We start from the raw sequence: 14,881 nt of genomic DNA, 5'->3' as shown, positions 1-14,881 counted from the left end.
CCCCAAGGACAATCCGCGCGGACGTATTGCCAATGCGGACGCCGCGAAACTACTTTACCCATCGGTAGCAACCAATTCCGATGACCTCGCGGCGGTTTTCCTTGCTGTCGCGTGGTTTTTCGTATCACTGCCGATACCCCGGAGGATAGGTGTGCGAACGAGAACCAGAATGAGAAGGATGGTCGCGGCGGCCGCGTCCGCGACCGTCGCGACCGGCGCGGCGCTGACGGCCGTGCTGGCCGGCTCCGGGACCAGTGCGGCCGAACCGGTCTCGCTGACCCTGCAGTACAGCTGCCCGTTCCCGCTGATCGGTACCCAGACGCTGCAGATCGTGATCAGCGCGGACATCCCCACGACCGTGAACGTCGGCGAACCCACGCCGGCCTTCCAGGTCAAGGCGGTGGCGACCGTGCCGCCGACCGCGACGCAGGGCCTGACGCTGGTCGGGGCGGCCACGGTCGAGGGCACCGCCAAGGCGAGCTCGACGGTCACCGCGCCGGAGGCCACCATCCCGGTGACCGTGCCGGCGACGATCCCGGTGACCCCGGTGCCTGCGTCGGGTTCGTTCGACACGGTGGCCACCGGTGACGCGCCGTCCCTGACCTTCACCCAGGCCGGGCAGGCGACGATCACCGTCGGCGACATCCTGCTGACCCTGCACCCGAAGCGCGCCGACGGCACCGACACCGGCCTGGGCGTCTTCGACTCGCAGTGCACGCAGGTGGCGGGCCAGAACAACGTGCTGGCCGACATCACGATCAACGGCGGCACGACGACCACCGAACCGACGACGACGGAACCGACCACCACGGAGCCGACCACCACCGAGCCGACGACCACCGAACCCACGACGACCGAACCGACCACCACCGAGCCCACCACCACCGAGCCGACGACCACCACGAGCAACCCGCCGACCGGGATCGACTACGGCTACGCCCTGGCAGGCGACTCGGTGATCAAGAAGCTCGGGGCCACGGTGCCGCTGTCCGGCGGCATCGACGCGAACCTCGACCTGGCGACCGGGAACTTCACGGCCGACCTGTCGCTGGAACCGACGCAGCTGAAGGCCACGCTGTTCCGCTTCATCCCGATCACCGCGAAGGTGGCCTTCGCGCAGGAGGGCAAGACGACCGGGACGCTGTCCGGCGGTGTGCTGAACTCCACCAGCCACACCACCATCAAGCTGCCCAGCGTCAAGGTCTTCGGCTTCCCGATCAGCAAGTCGCCGAAGTGCCAGACCGCGGAGCCGTCGGAGATCAACCTGACCTCCGGCCCCGGGTTCGACCCGCTGGCCGGCGGTGACCTCAGCGGCACCTACGACATCGCGCCGCTGCAGAACTGCGGTCCGCTGACCGGGCTGATCAGCCCGCTGGCGGCCGGCCCCGGCAACACCATCGACGTGACCCTGTCCCCGAAGGAGTCCTGATCCCTGACGGAACGGGCCCGTTCCCTCCCGACCGGGGGAACGGGCCCGTTTTCGCCGTGTTCAGAACACCGGCAGGTGCGGCACGCAGGGCGGCTCCGGCGCCGCCGGGTCCAGCCCCTGCTTCACGTACCCGATGGCGCGCGGCGAGTAGCTCATCGACAGGTGGTCGGACAGGTCGATCTCGCACCCGTCCTGCAGCGTCACGTTCCGGACGGCCTCCCCGGTGAGGAAGGTCGACTCGTACGGGGTGGTGACCTCGTCGTAGCGGGTGGCGATCACCAGGTACCGCACGCCGGGCACGGTGTCGCCGCCCGCGTTCAGGTCGGTGAGGAACTCCGAGCCCCGCACCTGCTGCCCGGCGACCTTGCCCAGCAGCACGTCGGTGTAGGGCAGCAGGCCCAGTTCCCCGGCCAGCGTGGCGATCCCGCTCAGCGTGGTGCCGTGGTGCGTCGCGCCGAGCGTGACCAGCGTGTGCACCTTGGCCGCGCCACCGTGACGCAGGTATTCGCGGGGCATCAGGCCGCCCTGCGAGTGGCCGACGACGTCCACCTCGGACGTGCCGGTCGCGGCGAGCACCCGGTCGACGAACGCGGCCAGCTCCTGCGCCGAACGGCGGATGTCGCCGGTGCCCTTGAACGCCGGGTTGAGGCCGAACACGCTGGTCGGGTCCTCGCCGTAGTTGAGGGCGAAAACGCAGTAGCCGTCCCGCTTCAGCGACGGTGACAGGCGGGCGAAGTTGTCGTAGCGGTTCTCCCACGTGCCGTGCACCAGGACGACCGCGCGCGGGTGGTCCGCACCCGGGCGGCAGGTCCAGTCGTTCGCGCCGGGCGGGGTGGCGTTCGGGTCGACGAACTGGGAATAGGCGAACGCGGCGGGGAAATCGGGGGCTTCGGGCGCGGTGGCCGCCTGCGCCGGGGGCGCCGCCAGCACCGCGCCGGTCACCGTGGTCAGTGCCGCGAGGATTGCGGACAGGGCACGTCTTCTCCGGTTGCTCATCGTCGAACCTCCGTTTTCGGGGACCGGTCCGGCGATGCTAGATCCGCTCCGGGCCGCCGGAGGGCGGCCCGGTTTTTCTTGTCACGCGGGTGATCGTGGCGGGACGGCGTTTGCGCATCCGGCTCAGCGCAGCAGCGGCAGGACCTCCGCGCCGAGGCGGGTCACGTTCGCCAGCACCCGCTCGCGGTCCCCGGCGCCCTCGACGAGCAGGATGGTGTGCCGGATACCCGTCCGCTCCGCCGCCGCGGCGAGCCGGCCGGCGCACTCGCGCGGGCTGCCGACCGGGTGCAGCCGGCACAGCAGGTCGGTGTACTCCGCGGCGTCGCGCGGGCGGTACGGGCGGCCGTCCATCGGCACGTATCCCGCCAGCCCGTCGCGCAGCCAGCCCGGCATCGCCGCGCGCAGCTCCCGCACCGCGCTCGCCCGGGAGTCCGACACGTGCGCCAGCACCGCGGACACGTGCGGCGCGGACGGGTCCTGCCCGGCCTCGGCCGCCGCCTTCGCGTAGCAGGCCACCATCGCGGCCTTCTCCTCGTCACCGATGTGCATGCCCAGCAGCATCGGCAACCCGCGCGCGGCGGCCAGCTCCACGGTCGCCCGGGACGTGCACGCGACCGTCACCGGCGGCAGCGACACCGGCCGCGGCACCACCGGCACCTCGCGGAAGGCGAAGAACTCCCCCGACGCGGCCACCCGCCCGGAAAGCGCTTGCACGAGCACGTCGAGTCCCTCGGCGAACCCGCGCTCGTACCGGCCGAGCCCGGTGCCGAACACCTCGAGATCCACCCACGGCCCGCCGCGCCCCACGCCGAGCCGGAACCGCCCGCCGGACATCCGGTCCAGCATCGCGGCCTGCTCGGCCAGCGCGACCGGGTGCGCCGTGGACAGCACGCTCACCGCCGTGCCCACGGTGATCCGGCGCGTCCGGCCCAGCGCGTGCGCGGCGAACGCGACCGCCGACGGGCAGACCCCGTAGGACATGAAGTGGTGCTCGGCAACCCACGCGTCGTCGAACCCGGCCGCCTCGGCGCACTCGACCACGTCCAGCGAGCGCGCCAGCGCCTCCCCGTCGTCCTGTCCCGGAAACCGCCCGGCGAGGACGAAAACCCCGAACCGCATGGCGGCGAACCTAGCGGTCCCGCCAGAACGCGCAGTGGTGCGCCGCGGCGAAGTCCCCGATCGTGCGAGCGCCGCCCGGCACGAGCGCGCGCACCTGCTCGTGCGCCGGGTCGTAGCGCGGCCAGCGCGACCCGGGCGCGCCGGTGCGCACGAAGGACGCCCAGTCCCCGACCATTTCCGCGGACAGCCGCCGCTGCCCGTCGTCCAACGACTCGCCGTCGCCGAACAGGTAGGACAGCTCCAGGCTGTGCGCGGCGCCGAGCGGGAACGGCGCGCGCGACAGGGAGTCCGGCACCGGGGCGCGGGCATCACCGAACTCGTAGGCGTACACCGGGCCGGTCCGCGACAGCGAGCCGGCCATGTCCCGGAGCGGGCAGGCGAACGCGACGTCGGTGAGCGCCGCCGCGAGCGCGCGCGGAGCCGACCCGGCGTAGGCCCGGAGCGGGTACTCGGCGGCGGCGGCCGCGGCGTCCGGGCCGAACACCCGCGCCAGCGCCGCCGGGTAGTCCGCGGCGGTGACCGTCTTCCCGGTCGCCGCGTGCTGCTGGGCCAGGAACAGGGTGAACTCGTCCCGCGTCACGCCGACGAGCACCGGCACCCGGGCGGCGGCGCCGGCGCGCATCGCGTCGACGGAGTTGGCGGGCAGCACGGCCCCGCCGGTCACCGGGCCCACGACGGCGACCCCGGCGAGGTCGAAGTACCGCGGCACGGTCTGCAGGCGGGACGGCGGCAGGGCCCGCAGGCAGGCGGCGGCCGTGGCCGGCTCGGCGCAGCCGAGCCCGGCCGCGTACTCGGTGCTCGCCTTCTCCGCGACCGGCGCGCTCGCCTGCGCCTGACACGGTCCGCTTTGGACGATCGCGGCGCGGAACAGCCCGGCCGAGGCCGGGGAGACCAGGTGGTCGCACACCGACATCGCCCCGGCGGACTCGCCGGCGAGCGTGACCCGCGCCGGGTCCCCGCCGAACGCGGCGATGTTGTCCCGCACCCACCGCAGCGCGGCCTGCTGGTCGAGCAGCCCGAAGTTGCCCGCGCCGCCGTCGTGCGCGAGCGCCGGGTGCGCGAGCCAGCCGAGCGCGCCGAGCCGGTAGTTGATGGTCACCACGACCAGCCCGCGCGCGGCCAGGTCCCGCGCGTCGTAGGAGTCGCCGTGGCCGCCGAGGAACGACCCGCCGTGGATCCAGACCAGCACCGGGAGCCCCTCGGCCGCCGCGGGCGTGGTCACGTTGAGGAACAGGCAGTCCTCGCTGCCGGCGTCCCCGGGCTGGGGGCACCGCGCGCCCGGCGCGGTCGCGTCCCGCACACCGCTCCACACCGGAGCGGGCGCGGGCGGCCGCCAGCGGGCCGCGGTGGCGTACGGGATGCCTTCGAACACCCGGTGGCCGTCGGTCACCGTGCCGCGGATCTTCCCGGCGGGCGGCGACACGACGTCCGGTGGCGCGGCCGGCGCGGGCGCCGCGCACGCCACCAGGACGACGACGAGGAGCAGGAGCAGGCGCGTCACGGTCGGGCGGTCACCGGTCTCGTCGTCACCGGCGCAGCCTAGCCGGTGCCGGTGCCCGCCTCCGGGGGCTGGCCCCAGGGTCGATTCGGGGGTTTCCACCGATGCGCGCCGCGCCGCGCGGGGGCATGGTGGAGACATGACGACGACAACGACGACACTGACCAGGTCCCGGCACGACCGCGTGATCGCCGGGGTGTGCGCCGGCCTGGCCCACCGCCTCGGCTGGAAGCCGCGCACGATGCGCCTGCTGTTCGTGCTGTCCTGCCTGCTGCCGGGACCGCAGTTCCTGCTCTACCTGGCGCTGTGGGTGTTCATCCCGAAGGAGAAACGCTGACCGAAATCACCCGATCGGGTTTGATTTTCGCGAAGCGGGTTACTCCTTCGCATGGCCAGAACGGGTATCTACCGTGGACGCGGCACCGCCGCCAGGGTGGTCACCGGGATCGGGGCGTTGTTCGCGCTCGTCGAGGCGATCTACATCGTCCTGGTCCTGGCCGGCGCCAACACGGCGAACGCCTTCTACCGGTTCATCGATTCGATCGCCCAGCCGCTCGCGTTGTTCTTCCCGGGGCTCTTCCCGATCGCGAACACGCAGCTCAACGTGCTGGTCAACTACGGTCTGGCGGCGGTCTTCTGGCTCGTCGTCACCGGCCTCATCGCGCGCCTGCTCCGCTGACGGCGCGTCGTCCTCGCCGGGCTCCTCCGGTGGCGGAGCCTGGCGGCGGGCGACGACGATCAGCACCACGATGATCGCGATCGGGCCGGCGATGATGAGCGTCTCGTCCCACCCGCCCTGGTGGGCCAGGATCATCCGCTCCCGCATTCACGCTCCCGAGACCAGGGCGATGCCCACCGCCGTGTAGAGGACCATCACGGCGAGCATCGGGTACTGCCCCACCTTCGCATAGCCGCCCCGCAGCACGCCGAGCGCGCGGTCGTGCGCCGCGGTCACCGCCAGGACGTGCCCGGCCACGATCCCGGCGATCTGCACGAACGCGATCGCCGCGGCGGAGACCACGGTGTAGTCCACCGCGCCGCCGAACCCGCGCTGCCCCTCGAACACCGCGAACGAGAAGTAGTGCGCGACGGTGTAGCCGGCCATGATCGGCACCAGCGACGGCGCGAACGCGTCGTAGGCGCCGGTGACCGCGCGCCGCAGGTACGGCCGGGTCAGGTGGATGGCGCTCGCGTAAGCCAGCGCGGTGAGCGCGATCGCCGCCGCCAGACCGGCCGTGCCCAGCAGGACCCGGTCGCCGTCGCGGGTCGCCTCGCTCCAGAACGGCAGCCGGGTCAGCCCGTCGAACGCCGTCGAGCCGAGCACGACGAGCACGAACGGGGTCAGGCCGCGCTCGCGCTCCAGGGTGCGCAGGCCGTCGAGCGGGTTGCGCAGCACCAGCCGGCCGTCCGCCCGGCGCCCCCACGGGGACAGCGCGGCGATCAGCGCCGAGTAGACCTCGAACCCGTCGCCGCGGTCGAACCAGCGCGGCCCGAACACCGCGCCCGCCACGACGTGCACGACGGCGTAGGCGGTGACGAACACCGCGATCGCGCGCGGCGAGTCCGAATGCGGGTATACCAGTTCCAGCCACAGGAAGGCGACCAGGCCCGCGATCGCCGGGAAGAACCCCCACCGCGGCACCGGACGACGGCCGGGGAACAACGCGGTGAGTGTCCGCAGTGGATTGACCAGCCGCCAGACCGGCCCGCACAGCACCGAAAGCGGCACGAGCCCGACCCAGAACCACACGTAGAACCAGGCAGCGGCCGGGTTGTCCGCCGAGTCGTCCGGGCCGGTCCACGCGAACACCAGGAACAGCGCGAAGAGCGCCAGCCCGGCTAAGCGCAGCGCGATCCGCGTCGCACGGGCGTCGGCGATCCGTTCGAGCGCCCTGGCCCAGGCGAGCCCGGCCTCGGCGCCGCGCAGTTTCGGCTGCTTCCACAGTGCGGTGAGCGCGAAGAACGACACCAGCACCGCGGCCGCGCCGGCGTAGAGCGCGAGCCACAGCGGGACCGGCAGGTCGGACCGCCCGCCGAGACCGTGGGCGAGGATCACGCGCTCACCCGGAGTTCGGTCAGCGCGGCCCCGCTGTGGTGCAGCTCGACCTCGAACACGCCGGGGATGTCCGCGGTGAAGGTGACCGCGGCCGGCTGCCCGGCCACCACGTCGGCCGTGCGGTCGTAGCCGTGGACGTGCAGCTCGTCCGGCGCGTCGGTGGTCACCTCGATGGTCACCGTCCGGCCGGCCGCGACCTCGACGCGGTCCGGCCCGGACGTGCGCTTGCCGCCGGTCACGACGAACTTCGCCACCTCCGGCCCGGCACCGGCCTGCTGCGGCGCCGTGCTCCCGCACCCGGTCACCACCAGCATCGTTGCCAGCGCCGCCACGACGAACCTGCGCATTCCCCGTCCTTCCTCCGCCCGGCTTGCCCGTTGCGTCCGGGAACCCGTAAAGTGTGTGACCAACGGTAACAGTTACTTCGGGTAGCACGCATGCCCGGCTTCATCGAGGAAGGTCCACCGTGCTCGTCGCCCAGGAGTCCAGCCCACCCGCGGGCGGGGCCGCGCTCGGCCAGATCGTCATCGCGGGCCTGATGTTCTTCGTGATCTTCCTGCCGCTCGCCGTGTTCGTCATCCGGGAGCGCGCGGGCCGCACGACGGTCGTCGGCAGGCTCGCCGACTGGTCGGCCGGGCTGAGCGGGCTGCCCCGGTGGGCGGCGCTGCCGATGTTCGTCGCGTTCGTGTCCGGCATGGCCGCGCTGATCGGCGTCTACTGGGACGTGCCGATCCACATGGAACTCGGCCGCGACGAGGGGCCGCTGGCCAACCCGTCGCACTACCCGATCTACTTCGGACTGATGGGCATCTTCGCCAGCGGCGTGCTCAGCGCCGCGCTGGCGAAGGGGAAGCTGCCGGTGCGCACGTTCCCGATCGGGCCGCACTGGCGCGCGCCGATGGGCAGCATCCAGATGATGGCGACCGGCCTGGTCGGCATCGCCGGGTTCCCGCTGGACGACGTGTGGCACCGGCTGTTCGGCCAGGACGTCACCGAGTGGGGCCCGACGCACGTGCTGATGATCGGCGGCGGTGTCGGGGTGGTGATCGGGCTGCAGCTGCTGCTGGTCGAGGCGCGGCAGGTCGGCGCGCGCGGGCCGGTGGTGCGGCTGCTCGGGCCGCTGCTCGCGGGTGCGTGGCTGATGGGCGCGTCGGCGTTCCTGATGGAGTTCGACCTCGGGGTGCCTCAGTTCCCGATGCTCGCCCAGGTGGTGCTGGTGGGGCTGATCGGCAGCTGGACCCTGGTCTACGGGCGGCTCGCGGGCGGTCCCGGCGGCGCGCTGCTGGTGGTGGCCGTGGTGCTGGTCACGCGGGCGGTGTTCGCGGTGCTGCCGCTGGTCAACGACCTGCACGTGGCGCTGCTGCTGCCGTACGCGGCCGAGGCCGTGGTGATCGAGCTGGTGGCGATCCTGCTGCGCGGGCGGCGCGGGTACGCGTTCGCCGTGGTGGCCGGGCTGGCCGCCGGGGTGCTCGGGATGTCCGGCGAGTGGGCGTTCTCGCAGTGGCTGATGCCCGACCCGTGGCCGCTGTCCCACCTCGACACGTTCGTGCTGTGGGGGGCGGCCGCGTCGGTGGCCGGGGCGCTGATCGGGGTGTGGCAGTACCAGCGGGTCGAGGCGGTGGCGGCGCGGCGGGCATCGGACCCGGCGCCGTCGGGCGCGCCCGCGGTGCGCTTCCGGACGCGGCACCTGGGCGGGCTCGTGGGGGCGCTCGGGGCGGTGGCGCTGTGCGCGGCGGTCATCCCGCCGGCCGATCCGCCCGCCGACCTGGTGGCGGACATCCAGCTCACGGACACCGGCCAGAGCCTGCCGATCTCGAACCCGCACGGTGGCGGGCAGCCGCGGTGGGTGACCGCGACGGTGACGATCAACCGGGCGGACCTGGTGTCGGATCCGGTGTGGCTCAACGGTTTCTCGTGGCAGGGCGGGGATTTCTACAGCGCGCCGCTGGAGCGGACGGCGGAGGGCACGTACCGGACGACACAGCCGCTGCCGGTGTTCGGGCAGTGGAAGACCAGCATCCGCGTGCACTACGGGAACCGGGTGATGGCGATCGCGCCGATCTACGCGCCCGCCGACCCGGCCGCGAACGCCGGCGAGATCACCGCGACGTCCGGGCCGCGCCCTTTCATGTCGGAGATCAAGTTCCTGCAGCGCGAACGCAAGACCGACACGCCGCTCGTGCTGTGGACCGTGGCGTACGTCCTGGTGGGCCTCGTGTTCGGCGGCATGTGGGTGCTGTTCGCCTGGCTGTACACCTCCGCCGCGGGCGGCGCGCCGTCCCCGTCGCGGCGGGTGAGGGTCAGCAGCAGGTGACGCCGCGGCCGGCCGGTGCCTTCCGGGGGCGCACCGGCCGGCCCGTCACCCCACCTCTGCCAGCCTTCGCGTCAGGAAGCGGCGCTCCGCGTCCGTCGTGACCAGCCGCAACGCCTCGCGGTACTCCGCCGCCGCCTCCGTGTGGCGTCCCAGGCGGCGCAGGAACTCGGCTCGCGTGGCGGGCAGCAGGTGGTAGCCCGGCAGATCCACACCGGACAGGATCCGCAGCCCCTCGGCGGGCCCGGCGGCCATCCCCACGGCCACCGCGCGGTTCAGCTCCACCACCGGCGACCGGGTCATCTCGGCCAGCCTGCCGTACAGCGCGGCGATCTGCGGCCAGTCCGTGTCCGCGGCCCGCGCCGCCGTCCCGTGGCATGCGGCGATCGCCGCCTGCACCTGGTACGGCCCCGGCGCCCCGCGCCGCAGCGCGCCGTCCAGCAGCGCCACGCCCTCGTCGATCTCGGCGCGGTCCCACCGGCCGCGGTCCTGGTCCGCCAGCAGCACGAGGTCACCGTGCTCGTCCACCCGCGCGTCCCGGCGCGCGTCCTGCAGCAGCATCAGCGCCAGCAGCCCGGTGGCCTCCGGCTCGTCCGGCATCAGCTCGTGCAGCACGCGCGCCAGCCGGATCGCCTCCGCCGACAACTCGCGGCGCAGCAGGTCCGCGCCGGCCGTGGCCGCATAGCCCTCGTTGAACAACAGGTACAGCACCGCCAGCACGGCCGGGGTCCGCTCCGGCAGCAGGTGCGCCGGCGGCACCCGGTACGGGATGCCGGCGTGCCGGATCTTCTGCTTCGCGCGCACCAGCCGTTTCTTCAACGCGGGCTCGGCGATCAGCAGGGCCCGCGCGATCTCGGCCGGGGTCAGCCCGGCCAGCGTGCGCAACGTCAGCGCCACCTGCGCGTCGAGCGACAACGCCGGGTGGCAGCAGGTGAACATCAGGCGCAAGCGGTCGTCGGGCACGCCGCTGTCGTCGGATTCGGGTTCGGGAACAGGCATCGCCGCGACCTCCCGCAGCTTGGCCGCCCCGACCGCGTCCCGGCGCAGCCGGTCGAGCGCGCGGTTGCGGGCGGCGGTGGTGAGCCAGGCCCCGGGCCGGCGCGGCACGCCGTCCCGGGACCACGACCCGACGGCCTGGGCGAACGCGTCCTGGGCGCACTCCTCGGCGAGGTCCCAGTCGCCGGTGAGCCGGATCAGGGTCGCGACCACCTGGCCCCACTCGTCCCGGAAGGCCCGGACGAGCGCGGTGTGGACGTCGGTCACGGCTGCCAGATCGGCCGGACCTCGATCGACCCGTAGGTCGCGGCCGGGTGCTTCGACGCGATCTCGATCGCCTCGTCCAGGTCGGCGCACTCGATCAGGCAGAACCCGCCGACCTGCTCGCGGGTCTCGGCGAACGGGCCGTCGGACAGCAGCACCTCGTCCGACCGCACCCGCACGGTGGTCGCCTCGTGCGGGGGCCGCAGCCCGGCCCCGCCGCGCAGGACGCCCCGCCCGGCCATCTCCTCGCCCCAGTCGCCACAGCCGTCCTCGGCGTGCTCGGCGGCCTCCGGGCCACCGCAGATCAACAGCATGTACTGCATCGCGTCCTCCTCGCCGGTCCGTGTTCTCACCACACCGACGAACGGGATCCGCGGTCAGGGACGCGCGGCGGCGAGGAATTCCCGGATCAGCCCATGATCCTTCGTGCCGCGCGTGGATTCCACTCCGCTGGACACGTCAACGCCCCACGGGCGCACCGTCTCGATCGCCTCCGCCACGTTGTCCGGGCGCAGCCCGCCCGCCAGCAGCCACCGCCCGGTCTGGCCGCGCAGCTCCGACCAGCCCCACTGCTCCCCCGACCCGGCCCGCGGCGAGTCGAGGATCAGCATCTCCTCGCCGAACGCCCCGACCGCCACCCGCTCGCCCGCCGTCGACGTGGCCCGCACCAGCGGCACCCCCAGGTCGGCGAGCGCGGCGAAGTCCTCCGCCGCGTAGCCGGCGCCGTGCAGCTGGACCGCGCCCAGGCCGGTCTTGACCGCGACGTCCCGGACCTCGGCGACGGGCATCCCGAGGAACACCCCCACGCTGAGGACCTCCGGGGGCACGGCGGCCACCAGGCGCGTGGCCTCGTCCACGCTGACCTGCCGGGGACTGGGGGCCAGGACGAACCCGACCGCCTCGGCCCCGGCCGTCACCGCGCAGTCCACGTCGGCCTCGGTGCGCAGGCCGCAGATCTTCACGAACACCCCACCAGGGTAGGCGCCGCGGCTGTCTAGACTGCGGCGATGTCCTTGATCGGTGCGCCGTTGCGGAGGCTGGCCAGGCGATACGTGGTGTCGCGCCGGACCCACGACGACCTCCTGGCCCGGTGCGCCGCCGCGGAAGCCGAACGCGACCGGCTCGCCGCCACCTACCGGACCTGGGTGCCGCCGGGCCACTTCTACTCGCCGCACCCGGACCCCGCGCAGGTCCGCGCCCGCGCCGCGACGCTGTTCGACACCGGATCCGATCCCGCCGGCCTCGACCTGCGCGAGGACGACCAGCTCGCCCTGCTGCCCGTGCTCACGGAGCTGCTGAAGGACCACCCGTTCCCCGAGGACCGGTCGCCGGAGTACCGGTACTTCTTCGGCAATCCCGAGTACTCCTGGTCCGACGCGCTGGTCCTGCACGCGATGCTGCGGCACCTGCGCCCGCGGCGGCTGGTGGAGATCGGGTCCGGCTACTCGTCGGCGATGACGCTGGACACCGTCGAGCACTGGCTGGACGGCGCGGTCGAGCTGACCTTCGTCGAGCCCTACCCGGACCTGGTGCGTTCGCTGCTGCGCCCCGGACGAACAGCGCGTGACGATCCGTGAGCAGCCGGTGCAGGACGTCCCGATGGAGACGTTCCTCGCCCTGGAGGCCGGTGACGTGCTGTTCATCGACTCCACCCACGTGGTCAAGGCGGGCTCCGATGTCAACCACCTCTTCTTCGAGGTGCTGCCCCGCCTCGCCGACGGGGTGTGGATCCACGTGCACGACGTGTTCTTCCCCTTCGAGTACCCGCTCGACTGGGTGACCGAGGGCCGCGCCTGGCAGGAGGTCTACCTGCTGCGCGCGTTCCTGGCCTGCAACTCGCGCTTCGAGGTGCGCTGGTTCCAGCAGTACCTGTGGGCCCGCCGTCGGGAGCTGCTCACGGCGGGGATCCCGGACATGGCACGCAACCCGGGCGGGAACATCTGGCTGCGCACGACGCCCGGTTACGCCGCCGCGGCCCCGGGTACCCGCCGGCCATGACCGACGGCCGCGCAGATCCGCTCGCCCGCCTCGACCACGTGGCGGCCGCGCTGGAGGATCTGCGCGGACAGGCGGCGAGCCAGCCGCTGGAGGACATCGCGAAGGGCATCGCCGAAAGCGCCGTGGCGACCCTGCCCGACGCCGACGCCGCGACGATCACCGCCATCGCCGAGGACGGTCACCTGTACACGCTGGCGGCCACCGACGAGGTGGTCATCGGCATCGACGAGTGCCAGTACCGGACCCGCCGCGGCCCGTGCGTCGAGGCCGCAACCCAGCGACGCCCGGTGCGCGCCATCGTCGGCGAGCACGAGGTGGAGTGGCCGGAGTTCACCGCGGCGGCGAAGGCGGCCGGCATCAACACCTACCTGTCCGTGCCGGTGCTGCTGCCCGGCGAGCCCGGCGGCGAGGACGAGGTGGTGGGCGGGCTCGACATGTACAGCTTCACCGCCCGCGCCTTCGACGACTACGACGAGCAGGTGATGCGCCTGTTCACCACCGCCGCGTGCGAGGCGTTCACCAACGCCCGCCGCTGGGCGGCCACGCAGCGCAAGATCGCCCAGCTGGAGACGGCCCTGACCTCGCGCGCCGAGATCGACCAGGCCAAGGGCGTGCTGATGGCGATCCACGGGTGCAGCGCGGACGAGGCGTTCACCCGGCTGGTCGAGGAATCGCAGCGGACGAACACCAAGCTCGCCCTGGTGGCCCGCAAGCTGCTGGAATCGCTACAGCGCTGAGGCGTGCCACGGGTGACTTCCCGTGGCACGCCTCGCCCGATCAGCCGATCGGCAGCTTGCCGGTCACCGGGCGCAGCGGGTTGCCGCCGGTGACCGGGGACAGCGCGCTCTGCTTGCCCGTGACGGCGCTGAGCACGCTGGGGGTGCCGGCCTTGCCCATCAGGCCGTTGACCGTCATGCCGACGGCCTTGAGCTGCGGCGTGGAGACTCCGGCGGAGGCGGCGCCCGCCCCGGTCAGAACCGCCGAGGCGGCCGCGAGACCGACGACACCAGCACGAAGTGTGCGCGACACTGAGTTTCCCCTTCATCGGAAAATGGTTCTTCGAACGAGACGAGAAAACTAGCGATCCGGCGCACGCGGCGCACGGCTGCTGACACTCGACCGAGTGGTTCTGGAGTGAATTACAGTCGATGGTGGCGGCCCGGCTTGCGGAATCGCCGCGCGGTAGCGCGGCAGCACCTTCATCGGCCAGAGAAGCATGCCCGGAACTCGCGAAGGCCCACCCGGCCGCGGACCGAGGCTTCCCGCCGTGCGCGACCGCCCTGCGATACCGCGGGAATCGCGGCAGCCCCGCCTTCACCGGCCCGAGAACCGTCCCCCCAACTCGCCCACCCGAGCGTCGACCGAGCCCGCCCGCCTCGTGCGACCGCCACGGGATACCACGGAATCGCGGCAGCCCCGCCTTCGCCAGCCCGAGAACCGTCCCCGCAACTCGCCCACCCCAGCGTCGACCGAGCCCGCCCGCTGGGCGGAACCGCCAAGCGATGCCCATGGAAAAATTGCGGCACCCGCCTTCATCAACCGGAGAGGCGTCCCGCAACTCGCGAGCCGCCCATCCGGCCCTCCACCGTGGCGGCGCGGCTCGCGGGATCGCCGCCCGGTTCCGCGGATATTGCAGCACCGCAGCCTTCACCAAACCGGACAAACCTCCCCGCGACTTGCGAGCCGCTGCCCGGGGCGCCGACCGCAGCTGCTCGGCTCGCGCCCGCGCGGTACCGCGGAAATCGCGGGCCGCCTTCCCTGGCCGAGAAGTCTCCGCGGACTCGTGAGCTGTCCTTCGCGCGTGGAATACGCTTGCTCGGTGCCGTGGCGCGCGGAACGGGTCAGCGGCCGTAGTCGTGGCGTTCCGCGATCTCGCCGTCCTTGCGGCGGACGACGTGCGTGGCGCCGCGCTTGCGGGCCAGTTCGCGGCCCTCGGCCTGGGCCTCGGCCTTGGTGTCGCCGGTGCTGGAGGCCCGGCTGTTGCCCACCACCTGGTTCTTCCACCGGCCGTCCGCGTAGAAGGTCTCGACGTCGCCGTCCGCGAGATCCGCCTCGCCGTCCGGCCCGTGCGCCGAGCCGTTACCGGCGTAGGTCGCGTAGAGCTGTGGGTCGGGTTTGGGGGCGCTGCCGGGGCCGCCGAGGGGTTTGGGGTCCATGAGGTAGTCGATGCGGTCCTCTCCGGTGGACCAGGAGCCTTTGTTGCCGTCGGGGCCG

At 73.1% G+C, this 14,881-nt stretch carries 17 protein-coding genes; 7 read left to right on the top strand and 10 right to left on the bottom strand.

Translation table 11 applies throughout. The features are described from left to right. The first annotated feature begins 169 nt into the window (after positions 1–169). Positions 170–1,429, top strand: a complete 1,260-nt coding sequence (locus tag D0D28_RS28110) for a DUF6801 domain-containing protein (RefSeq protein WP_094008428.1) — start codon at positions 170–172, stop codon at positions 1,427–1,429. Positions 1,430–1,489: 60 nt separating this feature from the next. On the opposite strand, the gene D0D28_RS28105 is transcribed toward D0D28_RS28110, so the two are convergent. The 3 genes from D0D28_RS28105 to D0D28_RS28095 form a co-directional block, all read right to left on the bottom strand. After that, positions 1,490–2,425, bottom strand: coding sequence for an esterase/lipase family protein (locus tag D0D28_RS28105; RefSeq protein WP_116113805.1), 936 nt, complete (start codon positions 2,423–2,425; stop codon positions 1,490–1,492). A gap of 123 nt (positions 2,426–2,548) precedes the next feature. Then, positions 2,549–3,544, bottom strand: coding sequence for an LLM class flavin-dependent oxidoreductase (locus tag D0D28_RS28100; RefSeq protein WP_094008426.1), 996 nt, complete (start codon positions 3,542–3,544; stop codon positions 2,549–2,551). 10 nt (positions 3,545–3,554) lie between these two features. After that, the gene (locus D0D28_RS28095; RefSeq protein WP_116113802.1) at positions 3,555–5,045 is read right to left on the bottom strand and encodes a carboxylesterase/lipase family protein; all 1,491 of its coding nucleotides are present in this window, start codon (positions 5,043–5,045) and stop codon (positions 3,555–3,557) included. Between the two features lie 136 nt (positions 5,046–5,181). On the opposite strand from D0D28_RS28095, the gene D0D28_RS28090 reads away from it, so the two are divergent. Then, positions 5,182–5,379 carry a PspC domain-containing protein gene (locus tag D0D28_RS28090; protein ID WP_094008424.1) on the top strand — a complete coding sequence of 66 codons (198 nt, stop codon included), beginning with the start codon at positions 5,182–5,184 and terminating at the stop codon, positions 5,377–5,379. Positions 5,380–5,430: 51 nt separating this feature from the next. Further along, entirely contained in the window at positions 5,431–5,721 is a 291-nt protein-coding gene (locus D0D28_RS28085) for a hypothetical protein (RefSeq protein ID WP_198958368.1), read from the top strand. 147 nt (positions 5,722–5,868) lie between these two features. Here the strand turns inward: D0D28_RS28085 and D0D28_RS28080 are convergent, their stop codons facing one another. Then, the gene (locus D0D28_RS28080) at positions 5,869–7,098 is read right to left on the bottom strand and encodes a hypothetical protein (protein WP_094008422.1); all 1,230 of its coding nucleotides are present in this window, start codon (positions 7,096–7,098) and stop codon (positions 5,869–5,871) included. Continuing rightward, positions 7,095–7,445, bottom strand: a complete 351-nt coding sequence (locus D0D28_RS28075; RefSeq protein WP_094008421.1) for a hypothetical protein — start codon at positions 7,443–7,445, stop codon at positions 7,095–7,097. The genes D0D28_RS28080 and D0D28_RS28075 overlap by 4 nt, the downstream gene beginning before the upstream one ends. Positions 7,446–7,564: 119 nt before the next feature. Between D0D28_RS28075 and D0D28_RS28070 the strand changes: the two genes are divergently transcribed. Beyond that, entirely contained in the window at positions 7,565–9,412 is a 1,848-nt protein-coding gene (locus tag D0D28_RS28070; protein WP_116113800.1) for a hypothetical protein, read from the top strand. Positions 9,413–9,457: 45 nt separating this feature from the next. On the opposite strand, the gene D0D28_RS28065 is transcribed toward D0D28_RS28070, so the two are convergent. The 3 genes from D0D28_RS28065 to D0D28_RS28055 are packed head-to-tail and all read right to left on the bottom strand — an operon-like array spanning position 9,458 to position 11,637. Further along, positions 9,458–10,672, bottom strand: a complete 1,215-nt coding sequence (locus D0D28_RS28065) for an RNA polymerase sigma factor (protein ID WP_094008419.1) — start codon at positions 10,670–10,672, stop codon at positions 9,458–9,460. Then, positions 10,669–10,992, bottom strand: a complete 324-nt coding sequence (locus tag D0D28_RS28060; RefSeq protein ID WP_094008418.1) for a YciI family protein — start codon at positions 10,990–10,992, stop codon at positions 10,669–10,671. Before D0D28_RS28060 ends, D0D28_RS28065 begins: the two co-directional genes overlap by 4 nt. 54 nt (positions 10,993–11,046) lie before the next feature. Further along, entirely contained in the window at positions 11,047–11,637 is a 591-nt protein-coding gene (locus tag D0D28_RS28055; protein WP_116113798.1) for a phosphoribosylanthranilate isomerase, read from the bottom strand. Positions 11,638–11,676: 39 nt separating this feature from the next. Between D0D28_RS28055 and D0D28_RS36315 the strand changes: the two genes are divergently transcribed. The 3 genes from D0D28_RS36315 to D0D28_RS28045 are packed head-to-tail and all read left to right on the top strand — an operon-like array spanning position 11,677 to position 13,404. Further along, positions 11,677–12,246, top strand: coding sequence for a hypothetical protein (locus tag D0D28_RS36315; protein WP_205413380.1), 570 nt, complete (start codon positions 11,677–11,679; stop codon positions 12,244–12,246). After that, positions 12,233–12,667 carry a class I SAM-dependent methyltransferase gene (locus tag D0D28_RS36310; protein ID WP_205413379.1) on the top strand — a complete coding sequence of 145 codons (435 nt, stop codon included), beginning with the start codon at positions 12,233–12,235 and terminating at the stop codon, positions 12,665–12,667. The genes D0D28_RS36315 and D0D28_RS36310 overlap by 14 nt, the downstream gene beginning before the upstream one ends. After that, positions 12,664–13,404, top strand: coding sequence for an ANTAR domain-containing response regulator (locus D0D28_RS28045; RefSeq protein ID WP_116113795.1), 741 nt, complete (start codon positions 12,664–12,666; stop codon positions 13,402–13,404). Before D0D28_RS36310 ends, D0D28_RS28045 begins: the two co-directional genes overlap by 4 nt. 40 nt (positions 13,405–13,444) lie before the next feature. Here the strand turns inward: D0D28_RS28045 and D0D28_RS28040 are convergent, their stop codons facing one another. Both D0D28_RS28040 and D0D28_RS37070 read right to left on the bottom strand, forming a co-directional pair. Next, positions 13,445–13,696: a hypothetical protein gene (locus D0D28_RS28040; protein ID WP_094008413.1), complete on the bottom strand. Its 252-nt coding sequence runs from the start codon at positions 13,694–13,696 to the stop codon at positions 13,445–13,447. Positions 13,697–14,508: 812 nt separating this feature from the next. Next, positions 14,509–14,881: DUF2188 domain-containing protein (locus tag D0D28_RS37070; RefSeq protein ID WP_240323384.1), on the bottom strand; the 373-nt coding region annotated here is incomplete at its 5' end.

The sequence above is a fragment of the Amycolatopsis ruanii genome (assembly GCF_003385175.1).
Classification (GTDB): domain Bacteria; phylum Actinomycetota; class Actinomycetes; order Mycobacteriales; family Pseudonocardiaceae; genus Amycolatopsis_E; species Amycolatopsis_E thermalba.
The sequence above is the reverse complement of the archived record's forward strand: the minus strand, read 5'-3'. Positions and strand labels throughout refer to the sequence as shown.

Excerpts from the sequence above, each read along its gene's own strand:
- D0D28_RS28110 (WP_094008428.1), top strand. The coding sequence starts at position 170 with ATGAGAAGGATGGTCGCGGCGGCCGCGTCCGCGACCGTCGCGACCGGC.
- D0D28_RS28105 (WP_116113805.1), bottom strand. The coding sequence starts at position 2,425 with ATGAGCAACCGGAGAAGACGTGCCCTGTCCGCAATCCTCGCGGCACTG.
- D0D28_RS28100 (WP_094008426.1), bottom strand. The coding sequence starts at position 3,544 with ATGCGGTTCGGGGTTTTCGTCCTCGCCGGGCGGTTTCCGGGACAGGAC.
- D0D28_RS28090 (WP_094008424.1), top strand. The coding sequence starts at position 5,182 with ATGACGACGACAACGACGACACTGACCAGGTCCCGGCACGACCGCGTG.
- D0D28_RS28085 (WP_198958368.1), top strand. The coding sequence starts at position 5,431 with ATGGCCAGAACGGGTATCTACCGTGGACGCGGCACCGCCGCCAGGGTG.
- D0D28_RS28075 (WP_094008421.1), bottom strand. The coding sequence starts at position 7,445 with ATGCGCAGGTTCGTCGTGGCGGCGCTGGCAACGATGCTGGTGGTGACC.
- D0D28_RS28060 (WP_094008418.1), bottom strand. The coding sequence starts at position 10,992 with ATGCAGTACATGCTGTTGATCTGCGGTGGCCCGGAGGCCGCCGAGCAC.
- D0D28_RS36315 (WP_205413380.1), top strand. The coding sequence starts at position 11,677 with ATGTCCTTGATCGGTGCGCCGTTGCGGAGGCTGGCCAGGCGATACGTG.
- D0D28_RS28045 (WP_116113795.1), top strand. The coding sequence starts at position 12,664 with ATGACCGACGGCCGCGCAGATCCGCTCGCCCGCCTCGACCACGTGGCG.